We start from the raw sequence: 14,614 nt of genomic DNA on the forward strand, positions 1-14,614 counted from the left end.
TTTCTGATGCCGCGCATCAGCGCGGTGCGGCATCGGGTTTGTACCCATGCGCCTGTGCGACTGCGGCCGGCGCGCAGCCGCGAAATAATCCGCCCTCATGTACCAAGTCCAACGCCCTGCCCGCACCGAATCCATCCGCATCCGCACGCTCAACTACCACGTGCGCCTCTGGGGCGAGGCCCGCTCCGACGCCGCCCCGCTCGTGCTGCTGCACGGCTGGATGGACGTGGGCGCGTCCTACCAGTTCGTGGTGGACGCCTTCGGCGCGGCCTTCGCCCAGGGGCGGCAGATCATCGCGCCCGACTGGCGCGGCTTCGGCCTGTCGCTGCCGCCCTCCCCGTGCGACAGCTACCACTTCGCTGACTATCTTGCCGACCTCGACCAGCTGCTGGACCACTACGCCGCCGGCCGCAGCGTGGACCTGGTGGGCCACAGCATGGGCGGCAACGTGGCCATGATGTATGCCGGCGCGCGGCCCGCGCGCATCCGCCGGCTGGTGAACCTGGAGGGCTTCGGCCTGCCCGCCACGCGGCCCGCGCAGGCGCCGGGCCGCTACGCCCAGTGGATGGACCAGATCCGCCAGTGGGAGCGCGGCGAGATGGAGCTGACGCACTACGACAGCGCCGACGGCGTGGCCCTGCGCCTCATGAAGACCAACCCTCGCCTGGCCGGCGACAAGGCCACCTGGCTGGCCCGCCACTGGGCCCGCGAAGGCCGCGACGGGCGCTGGCACATCCTGGGCGAGGCCGCGCACAAAGTCGCCAGCGCCCAGCTCTACCGCGTGGACGAGGCGCTGGCGCTTCATGCCTCCATCACCGCGCCCGTGCTGTCGGTCGAGGCCAGCGACGACAGCCTGTCGCGCTGGTGGAAGGGGTGCTACACGCTGGCCGAATACCGCGAACGCCTGGCCCACGTGCGCAACGCGCGCACGGCCGTGGTGCAGGACGCCGGCCACATGCTGCACCACGACCAGCCGCAGGCGGTGGCGGCACTGATCGAGGATTTTCTTTCTGAATGAAAACCGCCTGTAACGCTTACTGGACGAGCGCCAGCAGCCATCAAAAGCACAGCAAACCGCTTGAGCGGCTTGCTGCGCCGGGCGCGGTGCCCGTTCAGCCCTGGCGGCGGCGCAGGCCCGGCAGGGCCATGGCGGCCAGCGCGGCGCTGGTCAGCAGCAGGCCCCATTCGCCCAGGGTGGGAATGGCGGCCGCTCCGGCAGGCGCGCTCAGCGTGACCGTGGCGGAAGTCTCCACGCAGTTGCCCGGCGCCGCCGTCTCGCACAACCGGTAGGGCAGCACATAGGTGCCCGGCAGCGTGCCGGGCGCAACGGACACGCCACCGCCCGGCGTCAGCGTGAACGCGGCCGGCCAGCCCAGGGGCGTGATGCCGGTGTTGCCCGTGGTGGCACTGCCGCCGCCGAGCGTGTCGTTGCCGCGCAGGCTGGCGATCACCTCGCCCGACCCACCGGGAGGCACCGTGGCGGCGTCGGGCGTGGCCGTGATCGGGTTCACGGCGCCGCTCACCACCGAGACGGTGAGCTTGGCGTTCTTGCAGTTGGTGGTGCTGCCCTTCTCGCACAGGCGGTAGCTCAGGCCGTAGTTGCCCGCGGCGGCGACGGCCGGGTCCACCGTGGCCACGCCGGTGGCCGGGTCGAGCGTGATGCCCGGAGGCCACACGCCCTGGGGGCCCACATCGGTGTTGCCGGGCGTGGCGGCGCTGCCGTCGAAACTGTCGTTGGCCAGCAGATCGACAGTGGCCGTCGCGCCGGTCTTCGAGGCGGCCACCGCGTTGTCGGTGGGTTCGATGGGCTTGGCCACCGCAGACGTGACCACCACCTGCACCTTCGCGGGCGAGCAGCTGGCCGGCATGGTGCGCGTGTCGCACAGTTCGTAGTCCATGTCATAGGCGGCTGCGGCCACGCCGGGCGCAACCGTCACGGCGCCGGTGGCCGGGTCCAGCGCGATGCCCGGCGGCCACGTGCCTATGGCTGCCACGGTGGCGTTGGACATACCGCCATCCACGTAGTCGTTGCCGCGCACGTTGGCGATGGCCGTGCCGCCCACGCCCGCCTGCACATGGCCCGCGTCGTCGCTGGTGGTGAGCATCAGCTTGACGTAGACCTCGCCCCAGTTGTCCGTGAAGCAGCGGTAGGGCCCGCTGACGGCGTAGGAGTCGGTGAAGCCGAAGAACATGCGCGTGGCGCCCGGTGGCACGATGAAGCTCTGGCGCTGCTCGCCATCCGTAAGGGAAACACCGCCGGCCACTCCCGCGCCCATGCGGTCGGAGAGCGTGCCGTCGCCCATGAAGAAGGCATCCCCCAGCGCATAGGCGGGGCTGGCGGCGTTCATGGTGGCAGCCGTGAAGGTCTGCACGGGCTTGGCAGTGCCCGTGGCAACGGGTTCGCTGCCGTCGAGGAAAGCGGCTCCCAGGATGCCAAGGCGGCTAGCGAAGGCCAAGCCATTGAAGGCGCCGGTGGGATCGGTCACGTTGCCGGGATGGGAGGTCGTCGTGCCGTCGGGAGATGAATAGAGTCCGTCGGACGGAGGCGCGGAGCCACTGTAGGCCACGCCCTCCGTGGAGGTCGCCCGCAACTGCATCGCATGGATACCCGGACCGAGGGCCAGGTGGGGAGGCAGCTTGCCGTCGCTGCGGTAGCTGGCACCCACGCCGCTTTGAGCGCAGTGGGACGTTAGGGGCGTGACCGAACGTCCCGCGAAGAACAGATTGCTCTTGGTATCGACCGTGAGCTCCAGCGATGTAACCTGCGCCACGGCGGGCGCGCAGGCGACGGCCAGCAGTGCCGCCAGGGCGGGCCTGGACAAAAGAGAGTGGGTTGGCATGGATTCCTCGGAATGGCGGCCCGGCAAGAGGCCGGTTGGTTCGCATCTGCACTCGGCAGATGGGCAGACCGCAGCCTTGTACCGAAGAAGCGCCACCCGCGCCATGAACGAAGTCTCACAATTTCCGTCAATGACGGAACCGCCCTCAACGGCTGCCAGCCAAGCGCAAGCAGCTATTGCTTCAATAGCAACACCACGCTCACCACCGTGGCGCCAGGGCGCGACTCCACTGTGAACGCGGCGCCCATGCGCTCGGCGCGCGCGGCCATGCTGCGCATGCCCACGGACTGGCCCGCGCGCTGCACGGCCTGCACGTCGAAGCCCACGCCGTCGTCCTCCACGCGCACCGCGAACATGCCGGGCAAAGGCTGGGCGCATTCCACGCACACGCGGCGGGCCTGGCTGTGCTTGATGACGTTGGACAGCGCCTCTTCCACCAGCCGCGTGAGCAGCAGGCACTGCAGCGCGCTGGGGCGCCCGCCCTCCTCCAGCGTGCCCTGCCACTGCGTGGCGATGCGCCATTCGGACGGCACCTCCATCTCGTCGAGGATGCGCGTGAAGCGGTGGCGCAGCGGCGCGGCCCACTGCACGGGGGTTTCCGGCACGGCAGCGCCGGCGCTCGACCCGTGGTCGATCACCTGGCGCAGGTCGTCGCGCAGGCTCTTGAGCAGCGACAGCGTGCGCTCGTTGGACAGCGGCTCGCGCGCCTGCTCCAGCAGCGCCATGCCACGCACCAGGCCCGCGCCCAGGCCGTCGTGCAGGTCGTGCGCGAGCTGCATGCGTTCCTGCAGCTTGGCGTTCTCCAGCGCACGGGTGTGCTCGCGCGCCGATGCCTGCGCCAGCTCGGCCCGCGCGCGGGCCACGCCCTCTTCCAGCGCGCGGCTGAAGCGCTCCACCTTGCGCATCTGCTGCGCCAGCTGCCCGCCCAGCAGCAGCATCACCAGCGCGATGACCAGCAGGCCCGAGAGCGCCGCCCAGTTGCGCGCCACCTCCCAGCGGTCCAGCACCGAGAACAGGTCGTTCAGCGCCACCAGCACGAACACCAGCCAGCACAGCGCCAGCAGCCGGTGCGACACGCGGCGCCCACCGGCCCGCGGTCGCCAGGCATGCCATTGGAACTGCACGCAGTTGGCCAGGAACACCGCCATCGCTCCCTGCCACACCGCGCCGAACCAGGGCCCCGCCGCCGCGCGCGGCGCCAGCACCACCGCGCCCACGCCCAGTGCCGCCAGCGCCCACAGCGCACGCTCCACGCGCGGCAGCCGCTGCCCGCCGAAGCGGAAGGTGAACAGGCACGCGCACAGCACGTAGCAGACCAGAGCCACCATGCCGAAGCGTCCGCGCGTCAGCGAATCGGGCCAGGGCCACTGCGTTTCGGCGAGGAAGGTGGTGAGGTAGGCCAGCCACGCCAGCGCCATGAGCCCGAACCAGCCATAGGCGCCGCCCCCGCGCGCATTGCGGCGCAGCGCCCACACCAGCAGGAACAGCGCGCCCGCCATGGCGCACAGCACGGCGTTGATGAAATACACGGTGCGCTGGCGCCACAGGCTCTGCGCATACTGCTCGGCCACCATGCCCGCATCGCCGATGCGCACCGCGCCCAGGCCGGGCGAGAGGGCCGACGGCCCCACGGCACGGACCCACACCGTGTTCACGCCGGGATGCAGGCCGGACGCGGGCAGCAGCCACCAGCGCGGCACGTTCCAGCTGCGCGAGAGGGGCTCGGCCAGCGAGGCGTCGCGCCACAGCAGGTCGCCGTTGCTGAACACCTCGCCGGCCACGCTGACGCCGTCGATGCCCAGCGCGACAGGCGCATCGCCAGCACACCCGCGCTCCCAGTCGATGCGGTACCAGACCGCGCCGCCATGGTTCGGCCAGCGGCGCGTCCACACTTCGGGCAGCGTCACGCTTTCCCAGCCCTGCGCGGGCCGGCCGGCCTCGCCCTCGGCCTTCGCCGCCTGCACCGCGAGGATGCGCGGGGCACAGGCGTCCGGCGCATCCGCCCAGGCCGGCCGCGCTGCCAGCAGCATCCACGCGAGCAGCAGCCACAGCCTCATGCCGCCGCCCTTGCCGCCTCGGGCAGCAGCAGGACCACGCTCACCACCGTGCCGCCCGGCCCCGACTCCACCTTGAACGTGGCGCCCATGCGCTCGGCGCGCGCAGCCATGCTGCGCATGCCCACGGACAGGCCCGCGCACTGCACGGCCTGCACGTCGAAGCCCACGCCGTCGTCCTCCACGCGCACAGCGAACACGCCGGGCAGGGGCTGGGCGCACTCCACGCGCACCTGCAACGCCTGGCTGTGCTTGATGATGTTGGACAGGGCTTCCTCCACGAGCCGCGTCAGCCCCAGGCACTGCAGCGCGCTGGGCCGCTCGCCACCCTCGCGCCACCGCGGGGCGATGCGCCATTCGCTGGCCACCCCCATCTCGTCGAGGATGCGTGTGAAACGGTGGCGCAGCGGCGCGGCCCACTGCACGGGCGTGGCGGGCGCAGCTGCACCCGCGCTCGATCCGTGGTCGATCACCTGGCGCAGGTCGTCGCGCAGCACCTTCAGCAGGGACAGCACGCGCGCGTTGGGCAGCGGCTCGCGCGCCTGCTCCAGCAGCGCCATGCCGCGCACCAGACTGCCGCCCAGGCCGTCGTGCAGATCGTGAGCGATCTGCATGCGCTCCTGCAACTTGGCGTTGTCCAGCGCCTGCGCATGCTCGCGCGCCAGGGCCTGCGCCAGTTCGGCGCGGGCGTGGGCCACGCTCTCTTCCAGCTCGTGGTTGAAGCGCTCGATGCGCCGCATGCTGCCCGCCAGCCGCCCGCCCAGCAGCAGCGCCATGACCACCGTGGTGACGGGGCCGGCCACCGACGACCAGGACTGCTCCGCGCGCCAATGCTGCATCACCAGCAGCAGGTCGTGCACGCCCACCACCACGAACACCAGCCAGCACAGCGCCAGCAGCATGTGCTGCACATCACGCCCGCCGGGGCGGGGCCGCCACGCATGCCACTGGAACTGCAGGCAGTTGGCAAAGAACACCGCCACGAAGCCCAGCCACGCCGCCAGGAACACCGGCGCCGCCGCGGCCTGCGGCGCCAGCAGCACGGCCGCCGCGGCCAGCAGGGCCAGCCAGCGCAGCACCCGCTCCAGCCGGGGCAGGTGCTGCCCGCCGAAGCGCCAGGTGAACAGGCAGAAGCACAGCACGTACAGCACGAAGGCGACGATGTTGAGCCGCGACAGCGCCAGCGTCCCGCCGAAGGGCCACGGGCTGGTGGCCAGCAGCGTGAACAGATACACCGTCCACGCGAGCGACATCAGCGCGTACCAGCCGAAAGCGCGCTCCGCCCGGCGCAGGCACCACACCACGCCGAAGAGGCACCCCACCGCCGCCGACAGCCCGGCCGAGAACACGTACACCGTGCGCTGGCGCCACTGCCGCGCCGCCTGCGCCTGGCCCACCTGCGCCGCCGGGCCGATGCGCACGTGGCCCAGCCCCGGCGACAGCGCCGCCACGCCCACCACGCGCACCCACACGGTGTTCACTCCCTCGTGCCCGCCCGCCTCAGGCAGCAGCCACCAGCGCGGCGTGTTCCAGCTGCGCGACAGCGGCTCGGCCAGCGAGGCGTCGCGCCACAGCAGGTCGCCGCCCGCGTACACCTCGCCCGCCATGCTCATGCCGTCGATGCCCAGCCCCACCGGATCGCCGGAGGGCGCAGCGCCCGCGCATCCGCGCTCCCAGTCGATGCGGTACCAGACCGCGCCGCCGTGGCCGGGCCAGCGCTGGGTCCAGACATCGGGCAACGTGACGTCTTCCCAGCCTTGCGCGGGCCGCGCATCATCCACAGCGCGCGCGGCCTGCACAGACAGCACGCGCGGCGCGCAGCCCTCTTGCGCATTGGCGGCCAGCGCCCGGCCCGGCAGGCACAGCGCCAGCACGGCCGCCAACCACAGCCAGCGCATCAATCCAGCAGCCCCCGCGCCTGCGCCGTGCGCACCGCGCCCACGCGCGTGGACACCGCCAGCTTGCGGTAGATGGCGCGGATCACGCCCTCCACCATGCCGCGCGAGAGCAGCACCTGTTCGGCGATCTCGCGGTTGGACAGGCCGTCGCCCACCAGACGCAGGATCTGCCGCTCGCGGCCGTCGAGCGCGGGGCCGCCCTCCTGCTGCGTCCCTGCGTCGGGGGCGCCTGCGCCGGGCGCCGCCTCCGGCAATTCGCGCAGCAGCTGGCGTGCGATGAACGGGTCGATCGGCGCGCCGCCGCGCAGCACGCTGCGGATGGACAGCGACACCTCCACGTCGTCGCGCTCCTTGAGCACGTAGCCCGTGGCCCCTGCGCGCAGCGCGCCCAGGATGGATTCGTGCGTGCCCCACGCCGAGACGACCAGGATGCCCACGTCCGCATCGCCCGCGCGGATCTCGCGGATCAGCTCCAGTCCGCTGCCGTCGGGCAGCTGCACGTCCACCAGCGCCAGCCGCGGCGGCTGCGCGGCCAGGCAGGCGCGCGCCTGCGCCAGCGAGCCCGCGAACACCAGCGAATCGGTGTAGCCCAGGCTGCCCAGGATCGCCTTGATGCGCCGCTGCAGCAGCGGCTCGTCCTCCACCACCAGCACCGGTACGGGCAGCGCTCCCTCCTCGGGTAAACGCATGAAATACGTCATCGCACACTCACCCCAGCCAGCCCCGTGAACGCGCCTCGCGCACCGCACCCGTGCGCGAGGACACCGCCAGCTTGCGGTACACGCGCTTGACGTGGCTCTCCACCGTGTAGCGCGACAGGAAGAGCTGCTCGGCGATCTCGCGATTGGAGAGGCCGTCGGCCACCAGCCGCAATATCTCGCCCTCGCGCTCGCTCAGCGCCTCCTCCAGCCCCTGCGCGCCAGGGCCGGGCGCGGGCTGGGGCGCGGGCAGCAGCTCCAGGATGCGCCGCGCGATGAACGGGTCGATCGGCGCCCCCCCGCGCAGCACGCTGCGGATGGACAGCTGCACCTCCACGTCGTCGCGCTCCTTGAGCACGTAGCCCGTGGCCCCGGCGCGCAGCGCGCCCAGAATCGCGTCCTCCGAACTCCACGCCGACACCACCAGGATGCCCAGCCCCGGGTCCTGCGCACGCAACTCGCCGATCAGCGTGCGCCCGTTGCCGTCGGGCAGTTGCAGGTCCACCAGCGCCAGCGCCACCGGCTGCTCGGCCAGGCACGCGCGCGCCTCGGCCAGCGTGGCGGCGAACACCAGCGCATCCGCCGCATAGCCCAGCCCCAGCAGCACGCCACGCAGGCGCTGCTGCAGGAGCGGCTCGTCCTCCACCACCAGCACGGGCGCGGGCAAGGCAGGTTCGGCGGAGGCGGAAGGATCGTTCATGGCGCGGCAGCGTAACAGCGGGCAACAGGAGAGCGCCATCGTAGGTCACCCCGCCCTGCTCGCGCATCCCTGAAATTGGTGAATTTGCACGCATGCCCGCAAATTACCCAATTTCAGTGATGTTGCAAAAAAGAACGACCCCCTACGATTCCTCACTACCGCAGGCGATTGGAGGCATCGATGGCACCCAGCGCTTGTCCAGCAAGCGCAAGCAGCTATCAAAAAAGGAGTTTTCGTGCCGCCAGCCTACGCCCTGCCTCGCCACCGCCGCACCGTGCTGCTCTCCCTGGCCCTGCTGTGCCTGGGCGGCGCAGTGCAGGCACAGGGCACGCCCCCCACCTTGCTACCGCTGGGCATGACGAGTGCCATCCTCACGGGCAACTCCGTGGTGCTGTTCTCCATCGCGGCCGCATTCCCGCCAGCCCCCCAGCAAACCGGCCGCTGCCGCCCCCTGGCCGGCGGCGCCACGCTCTCGGGCACCAACCCGCCCGCCGTCACGGGGCTGGCGCCCGGCGCGCCCTACACCTGCGAGCTGGAATTCAGCCAGGGCGGGCCCAGCTCCCTCGGCGCGGCCGCGCCCCCCGTCGTCATCGTGCCGGACGGCCTGTCCGGGCCCGCCCCCACCGCCGCCGACGCCGTGACCGGGCTGCAGGCCACCCCCGCGCCCACCAGCCTGCGCCTGGACTTCACCCCGCCCGCGGCGCCCGGCGCCGCTATCGGCGGCTACGCGGCCGTCTGCATCGACTCGTTCGTCCCGCCACCGCCGCCCCTGGTGGCCCCGGCACCCGCGCGCTACCTGATCGCGCTGGGCGCCGGCAGCCCCATCACCTTGCACGGGCTCGATCCCGGCAGCCGCTACGAGTGCAGCGTGCTGCCCTACAACGGCAGCGGCATCGCCCCGCTGGGCACCGGCGCGCTGTTCACCACCCTGGCCGCGCCCCCGCCCGCCGCGCAGCCCGTGCCCGCGCTCTCCGGCTGGGGGCTGCTGCTCATGCCGCTGGCCTTGCTGGGCGCGCTGGCGGGGCGGCGCGGTCTTCAAGCCAAATTGGCCTGCAGCGCTCGCCAATCAAGCGCAAAAAGCTATTAATTCATGAGCAAACGCATACCATGCACCCTTTCCTGAAACCCCTTGCGGCCCTGGCGGCGCTGGCGCTGGCCGGCCCCGGCGCGCACGCCGGCTGGGAGATTCCCGCGGGCGGCGCGGCCCAGCTGGGCGGCGGCACCGTCAGCCTGGGCTGCGCCAGCGTCTCCAACGGCGGCGCGCTGCAACTGGACGGCGGCGCCCTGCTGGCTGCGCGCGACGTGCGCACCCATGCCGGCGCGCTGCTGGCCGTGGGCGCGGGCCGCGTGGAGCTGGCGCAGCAGTGGGCGGCCGACGGCAGCGTCACCCTCACCACCGGCCGCGTGGAGCGCAAGGACGGCGGCCCCGGCTGCCCGGCCGTGGGCGCCCTGGGGCAGCTGCTGCCCGCCACCGCCCCGCCCGCGCCGCAGCCGGTGGCCATCCCGCCCGCGCCGGGCGGCGGCGCCCCCGCCACGGCCCAGGTGGGCCTTGCCGCCCTGGACGTGGACGGCACCACGGCTACCGCGCTGCCGCCTGGCTGCGCTGTGACACACCTCGCCATCGACCGCGTGATCCCGCCTGACACCCCGGCCAACGCCCAGTTCCCTCTGGGCGCGCTGCGCTTCGAGGCACAGGGCTGCCCGGGCGTGGTGATGCAGGTAAGCGTGACCTACCCGCCGCGCAGCCTGCAGGGCCTGGTCATGCAGAAATACGGCCCCCATGGCACGGGCGCCGCGCGGCGCACGGGCTGGTTCACGCCACCCGGGCTGCAGGTGAGCGGCGACACCGTGCGCTACACCCTGGCCGACGGCGGCGACGGCGATGGCGACGCGCGCCCCGGTTATATCAGCGACCCGTTCGCCCCCATGCTGCTGGCAGCGCCAGGCCCCGGGGGGGCGCAAGCCATTCCCACGCTGGGCGAATGGGCCCTGGCCGCCCTCTCGATCCTGGCCGCACTGCTGGGCGCACGCCGTCTGCGCCGTCCCTTTTAACCCTGCCCCGACACCATGAACCACACCACCACCCTCACCGCCGCCGCCCTGGCCTGGGCTGCCGCCTCGGCCTTCGCGCAGGACATGACCTTCACCCCCTCCGCCGGCGGCGCCGTGGTCATCCAGACCCCCACCGGCACGCCCGCCCTGGCCGTGCAGCCCACGGGCGCGGTGCAACTGCCACTGCTGCCCGGCGGCACCCCCGCCACCGGCACGCCCGTATGCCATGACGCCAGCGGCGCGCTGCTGCCCTGCGACAGCGCTGCCTTCACGGGCGCGCAGGGCCCCAAGGGCGATCCCGGCACCAACGGCGCACCCGGTGCACCAGGCGCACCCGGCGCACCAGGCACCGACGGCAAGAGCGCCGTGCTGACCGTGACGGCCGAGCCCGCAGGCGCCAACTGTGCCGCTGGCGGCCAGAAGGTGGAGGCGGGCGTGGAAGGCGCAACGCCCCAGGTGCGCTACATCTGCAACGGCCTGCAAGGCCCCAAGGGCGACACCGGCGATGCAGGCGCGCCGGGCGCAGGCGGGGGCATGGCCGGCATGACCGAGGCGCGGCACGGTTGCTTTGACGGCAACGGCACCCTCATCAGCGGCACGGGCTATACCGTGGCTCCAGCGGGCAGCACCTACACCGTCAGCTTCAATCCCGCGCCGGGCGCGGGCATCTACACGCTGCTGGTGGACGCGCGCACCACCACCGGCCGCGCGCTGGCCGTGACCGACAGCGGCAGCCCGCCCAGCAGCCTGGTGCTGACCCGAGGCTGGCTGGAAGCCACCGAGTCCGTCGCCCGCATCTGCTTCTTGTTGGCGCGCTGACCATGGCACGCACCAAACACTCCTCCACACTCCCACTGCGCCATGCCGCCTGCGCCCTGGCACTGCTGGCGGCCTGCACGCAGGTCCGGGCCGAGGCAACCGATCCCTTCGTCGGCGCGCTCATGCCCATGGCAGGCAAGCCCGGCGGCTCAACCTGCCCCCTGAATTGGCTGCCCGCCGAGGGGCAGGTGCTGGCCATCCAGCAATACCCCTCCCTATTCAGCATCCTGGGTAACGCCTATGGCGGCAACGGCACCAGCACCTTTGCCCTGCCCGACCTGCGGGCCCGCGTGCCAGTGGGCGCGGGCGCGGGTCCTGGGCTCACGCCGCTCGACCGGGCCGAGGCAGGCGGCAGCGCCACCGTCACGCTCCTCACCTCGAACCTGCCCGCGCACCAACACGGCGCCACCGCCGCCGCCGCTACCCATGCCACGCCCGACCCCAGCCGCATGCTGGCCCAGGCGCAGAACGCCGGGGTGTATGCCCCTGGCGGCAGCGGCTCGCAAGTAGCGCTGGGCAACAGCTACCCGGCAGGCTCGGGCCAGCCCGTCCCCACCATCAGCCCCTACCTGTCCGTCATCTGGTGCATTGCCGCCAATGGCGCATTTCCTCCATACCCATGAACCATTGCGCATCCTTCCCGTCCCCCCGCCCGCCCCGGCGCCGCTCCACTGCGCCATCTGCCATGCGGCGTGCCGCGCTGTGTGCCGCCGTGTGCGCCGCCGTGTGGGCTGCCCCCGCCGCCCGGGCCTCCAGCAGCGTAGCCTATGTGGGCGAGCTGATGCTGTTTGGCGGCTCGTTTTGCCCTCAATACTGGCTGCCGGCCGACGGGCGGCTGATGAGCATTGCCCAATACCAAGTGCTGTACGCCCTGCTGGGCGCGACCTATGGCGGCGATGGCCAGACCACCTTTGCCCTGCCCGACCTGCGCGGGCGCGCCGCCGTGGGCACGGGCCAGGGCCCCGGCCTGCCGAACAAACCTCTTGGCGCACAAGGAGGCGTCGAGACCGTGGCGCTGACCACCGCTCAGATGCCCGCCCACAGCCACGGCCTGCCCGCCAGCACCGAACCCGCCACCCACGCCACGCCCGCAGCGGGCCGCGTGCCCGCCACGGTGCAAAACGGTGGAGCCTACGCCAGCGCGGGCACGGGTGTCCCCCTGTCGTCCATCGGCGCCGCAGGCGCCGCCCAGCCCTTTGATGTACGCAGCCCCTACCTGGCCATGCAGTGGTGCATTGCCACTGAGGGCCTCTTTCCGTCACAGAACTAAAACACATGAAAAACCCTTCCAGCGCTCAAGCAGATTGCGCAAGAAGCTGCATTTTTTATAGCATTTCGCGTCGCCTGCGCGTCGCCGCCTTGGCCGGTGCAGCGCTGGCGGCCTGTGGCGGCGCGCAGGCCCAAGAGCCCTTTGTCAGCGAGATGCGCGCCTTCGCCTTTAATTACTGCCCCAAAAACTGGGTACCGGCCGCCGGGCAGACGTTGGCGATTGCGCCAAACCAGGCCTTGTATGCGTTGATGGGCATCAACTATGGCGGCAACGGCACGACCAACGTCCAGCTGCCCGACATGCGCGGGCGCGCGCCGCTGGGCCAGAACCCCACCCACCCGCGGGGGCAGCAGGGCGGGCAGGAAACCACCACCCTCATCGCCGCACAAATGCCCCCGCACGCGCACACGCTGACCGCCACCACCGTCCCGGCCAGCCGCTCCGCGCCCGCCGCGGGCGACCTGCTGGCCCAGGCACAGAACGCGGGCCTGTATGTGGAAGGCCCCGCCAACACCGCGCTGGCCATGGCCCCCTCCGGCTCCAATCAGGAGGTGCCCACGCGCGATCCGTACCTGGCCGTCACCTGGTGTGTGGCGCTGCAAGGGTCTTTCCCACCGTCGAATTGACCATCAAAACAGACGCTAGCGCTTACCAGATAAGCGCTGGCAGCTATTAAAAAACAAGCTGGCATGCCCCGTGCACACTCCTGCACCATGACCTGGCATGCCCGACTTTCCCTGGCCTACTCCCGCGCAGACACGGACGGCACCGTCCTGCACTTTCGCCACGACGGCCCGCTGCGCGTACTGCGCAGCCTCTACCCCGAGGGCGCGGGCATCTGCCACAACGTGCTGGTGCACCCGCCCGGCGGCCTAGTGGGCGGCGACGTGCTGGAGATCAGCGCGCACGTGGGCGAAGGCGCGCACGCGCTGGTGACCACGCCCGGCGCCACGCGCTTCTACCGCAGCAACGGCCAGCCCGCCGCACAGCGCACGCAATTGGTGCTGGACGCCGGTGCGCGGCTGGAGTGGCTGCCGCTGGAAACGCTGGCCTACGACGGCTGCGATGCGCACAATCGCCTCGACTTCGCCCTGTCCGAGGGCGCCGCGCTCATCGCCTGGGATGTGACGGCCTTCGGCCTGCCCCATGCCGGTGCGCCGTTCACACGCGGGCGCCTCGTGCAGCACCAGGAATGGGCAGGCCGGTGGCTGGAGCGCGGCACGATGGACGCACAGGACACGCTGCTGATGGACGGCGCACTGGGCCTGGCGGGCCACCGCTGCCTCGCCACGCTGCTGCTGGCCTGCGGCACGCCGCTGGCGCGCGAGGAGCGCGAGGCGTTGCTGGACGCCGCGCGCGCGCTGCTCGACGCGCATCCGCAAGGCCACCTCTGCGGAGTGACCGCCCCCAGCGACCACATGCTGGTGCTGCGCGGCCTCGCGCCCGTGGTGGAGCCGCTCATGCAGCTGTGGCGCCAGGTGCGCGGCGCGTGGCGCGAGCGGCTCTGGGGCCTGTCCGCGGCGGCGCCACGCATCTGGGCGATGTAGCGCTCAGAGCGTGTTCAGATCGCCACCAGGCTGCGGATGTTCTTCTCGCGCATCTCGCTGCCCGGCCCGTGCGCGATGACCTCGCCGCGCTCCATCACCAGATAGGCATCGGCCAGTTCCTCGGCGAAGTCGTAGTACTGCTCGCACAGCAGGATGGCCATGCCGCGCTCCTTGGCGAGCATGCTTATCACGCGGCCGATCTCCTTGATGATGCTGGGCTGGATGCCCTCGGTGGGCTCGTCGAGGATCAGCAGTTTCGGTCCCGGCGCGAGCGCGCGGGCGATGGCGAGCTGCTGCTGCTGCCCGCCCGAGAGGTCGCCGCCGCGCCGGTGCAGCATCTGCTTGAGGACCGGGAACAGCTCGTACAGATCGGCCGGGATGGGCGTGCCCGCGCTCTTGTAGGCCAGGCCCATGCGCAGGTTGTCCTCCACGCTGAGGCGGGCGAAGATCTCGCGCCCCTGCGGCACGAAGCCGATGCCGGCACGCACGCGCTCGTAGGTCGCGCGGCCGGGCAGCGCCAGGCCGTTCCACTCGATGGCGCCTTGCCGGATCGGCACCAGGCCCATCAGGCACTTGAGCAGCGTGGTCTTGCCCACGCCGTTGCGGCCCAGCAGCACGGTGACCTTGCTGGCCTCGGCCGTGAGGCTGACACCGCGCAGGATGTGCGAGCCGCCGTAGTATTGGTGCAGGTCTTGGACTTTGAGCATGTTTTTTGCCTCCAGCGCTTGATGCACAA

At 71.8% G+C, this 14,614-nt stretch carries 14 protein-coding genes; 8 read left to right on the forward strand and 6 right to left on the reverse strand.

The features are described 5' to 3' along the window. Window positions 1-97: 97 nt before the first annotated feature. Entirely contained in the window at window positions 98-1,018 is a 921-nt protein-coding gene (locus AVS7_RS21860; RefSeq protein ID WP_020230180.1) for an alpha/beta fold hydrolase, read from the forward strand. A 94-nt stretch (window positions 1,019-1,112) separates the two neighbouring features. On the opposite strand, the gene AVS7_RS21865 is transcribed toward AVS7_RS21860, so the two are convergent. The 5 genes from AVS7_RS21865 to AVS7_RS21885 form a co-directional block, all read right to left on the reverse strand. After that, window positions 1,113-2,840, reverse strand: coding sequence for an IPTL-CTERM sorting domain-containing protein (locus tag AVS7_RS21865; RefSeq protein WP_024002076.1), 1,728 nt, complete (start codon window positions 2,838-2,840; stop codon window positions 1,113-1,115). 173 nt (window positions 2,841-3,013) lie between these two features. Then, the gene (locus AVS7_RS21870; protein WP_020230182.1) at window positions 3,014-4,897 is read right to left on the reverse strand and encodes an ATP-binding protein; all 1,884 of its coding nucleotides are present in this window, start codon (window positions 4,895-4,897) and stop codon (window positions 3,014-3,016) included. After that, on the reverse strand, window positions 4,894-6,792 hold the full coding sequence (locus AVS7_RS21875) for an ATP-binding protein (RefSeq protein WP_020230183.1): 1,899 nt from the start codon (window positions 6,790-6,792) through the stop codon (window positions 4,894-4,896). Before AVS7_RS21875 ends, AVS7_RS21870 begins: the two co-directional genes overlap by 4 nt. Next, window positions 6,792-7,481, reverse strand: a complete 690-nt coding sequence (locus AVS7_RS21880; RefSeq protein ID WP_034691350.1) for a response regulator transcription factor — start codon at window positions 7,479-7,481, stop codon at window positions 6,792-6,794. The genes AVS7_RS21875 and AVS7_RS21880 overlap by 1 nt, the downstream gene beginning before the upstream one ends. Before the next feature lie 19 nt (window positions 7,482-7,500). Next, a complete protein-coding gene (locus AVS7_RS21885) occupies window positions 7,501-8,190 on the reverse strand; it encodes a response regulator transcription factor (protein ID WP_020230185.1) in 690 nt (229 codons plus the stop codon). A 235-nt stretch (window positions 8,191-8,425) separates the two neighbouring features. On the opposite strand from AVS7_RS21885, the gene AVS7_RS21890 reads away from it, so the two are divergent. The 7 genes from AVS7_RS21890 (at window position 8,426) to AVS7_RS21920 (ending at window position 13,878) form a co-directional block, all read left to right on the forward strand. Next, complete coding sequence (locus AVS7_RS21890; protein ID WP_024002079.1) at window positions 8,426-9,277, forward strand: hypothetical protein; 852 nt, start codon at window positions 8,426-8,428, stop codon at window positions 9,275-9,277. A gap of 20 nt (window positions 9,278-9,297) precedes the next feature. After that, window positions 9,298-10,242: an IPTL-CTERM sorting domain-containing protein gene (locus AVS7_RS21895; RefSeq protein ID WP_020230186.1), complete on the forward strand. Its 945-nt coding sequence runs from the start codon at window positions 9,298-9,300 to the stop codon at window positions 10,240-10,242. A 15-nt stretch (window positions 10,243-10,257) separates the two neighbouring features. Further along, window positions 10,258-11,061 carry a hypothetical protein gene (locus AVS7_RS24965; protein WP_020230187.1) on the forward strand — a complete coding sequence of 268 codons (804 nt, stop codon included), beginning with the start codon at window positions 10,258-10,260 and terminating at the stop codon, window positions 11,059-11,061. Window positions 11,062-11,063: 2 nt separating this feature from the next. After that, entirely contained in the window at window positions 11,064-11,684 is a 621-nt protein-coding gene (locus tag AVS7_RS21905; protein WP_020230188.1) for a phage tail protein, read from the forward strand. Window positions 11,685-11,746: 62 nt separating this feature from the next. Then, window positions 11,747-12,331, forward strand: a complete 585-nt coding sequence (locus AVS7_RS21910) for a phage tail protein (RefSeq protein WP_020230189.1) — start codon at window positions 11,747-11,749, stop codon at window positions 12,329-12,331. A 5-nt stretch (window positions 12,332-12,336) separates the two neighbouring features. After that, the gene (locus AVS7_RS24145; protein WP_082176613.1) at window positions 12,337-12,957 is read left to right on the forward strand and encodes a phage tail protein; all 621 of its coding nucleotides are present in this window, start codon (window positions 12,337-12,339) and stop codon (window positions 12,955-12,957) included. A gap of 87 nt (window positions 12,958-13,044) precedes the next feature. Next, window positions 13,045-13,878, forward strand: a complete 834-nt coding sequence (locus AVS7_RS21920) for an urease accessory protein UreD (RefSeq protein WP_020230191.1) — start codon at window positions 13,045-13,047, stop codon at window positions 13,876-13,878. Between the two features lie 14 nt (window positions 13,879-13,892). Here the strand turns inward: AVS7_RS21920 and urtE are convergent, their stop codons facing one another. After that, entirely contained in the window at window positions 13,893-14,585 is a 693-nt protein-coding gene (gene urtE / locus AVS7_RS21925) for an urea ABC transporter ATP-binding subunit UrtE (RefSeq protein ID WP_020230192.1), read from the reverse strand. Between the last annotated feature and the right edge of the window lie 29 nt (window positions 14,586-14,614).

It is taken from the genome of Acidovorax sp. MR-S7, from assembly GCF_000400995.2.
Classification (GTDB): domain Bacteria; phylum Pseudomonadota; class Gammaproteobacteria; order Burkholderiales; family Burkholderiaceae_C; genus MR-S7.

Excerpts from the sequence above, each read along its gene's own strand:
- AVS7_RS21860 (WP_020230180.1), top strand. The coding sequence starts at position 98 with ATGTACCAAGTCCAACGCCCTGCCCGCACCGAATCCATCCGCATCCGC.
- AVS7_RS21865 (WP_024002076.1), bottom strand. The coding sequence starts at position 2,840 with ATGCCAACCCACTCTCTTTTGTCCAGGCCCGCCCTGGCGGCACTGCTG.
- AVS7_RS21870 (WP_020230182.1), bottom strand. The coding sequence starts at position 4,897 with ATGAGGCTGTGGCTGCTGCTCGCGTGGATGCTGCTGGCAGCGCGGCCG.
- AVS7_RS21875 (WP_020230183.1), bottom strand. The coding sequence starts at position 6,792 with ATGCGCTGGCTGTGGTTGGCGGCCGTGCTGGCGCTGTGCCTGCCGGGC.
- AVS7_RS21880 (WP_034691350.1), bottom strand. The coding sequence starts at position 7,481 with ATGCGTTTACCCGAGGAGGGAGCGCTGCCCGTACCGGTGCTGGTGGTG.
- AVS7_RS21885 (WP_020230185.1), bottom strand. The coding sequence starts at position 8,190 with ATGAACGATCCTTCCGCCTCCGCCGAACCTGCCTTGCCCGCGCCCGTG.
- AVS7_RS21895 (WP_020230186.1), top strand. The coding sequence starts at position 9,298 with ATGCACCCTTTCCTGAAACCCCTTGCGGCCCTGGCGGCGCTGGCGCTG.
- AVS7_RS24965 (WP_020230187.1), top strand. The coding sequence starts at position 10,258 with ATGAACCACACCACCACCCTCACCGCCGCCGCCCTGGCCTGGGCTGCC.
- AVS7_RS21905 (WP_020230188.1), top strand. The coding sequence starts at position 11,064 with ATGGCACGCACCAAACACTCCTCCACACTCCCACTGCGCCATGCCGCC.
- AVS7_RS21910 (WP_020230189.1), top strand. The coding sequence starts at position 11,747 with ATGCGGCGTGCCGCGCTGTGTGCCGCCGTGTGCGCCGCCGTGTGGGCT.
- AVS7_RS24145 (WP_082176613.1), top strand. The coding sequence starts at position 12,337 with ATGAAAAACCCTTCCAGCGCTCAAGCAGATTGCGCAAGAAGCTGCATT.
- AVS7_RS21920 (WP_020230191.1), top strand. The coding sequence starts at position 13,045 with ATGACCTGGCATGCCCGACTTTCCCTGGCCTACTCCCGCGCAGACACG.
- urtE (WP_020230192.1), bottom strand. The coding sequence starts at position 14,585 with ATGCTCAAAGTCCAAGACCTGCACCAATACTACGGCGGCTCGCACATC.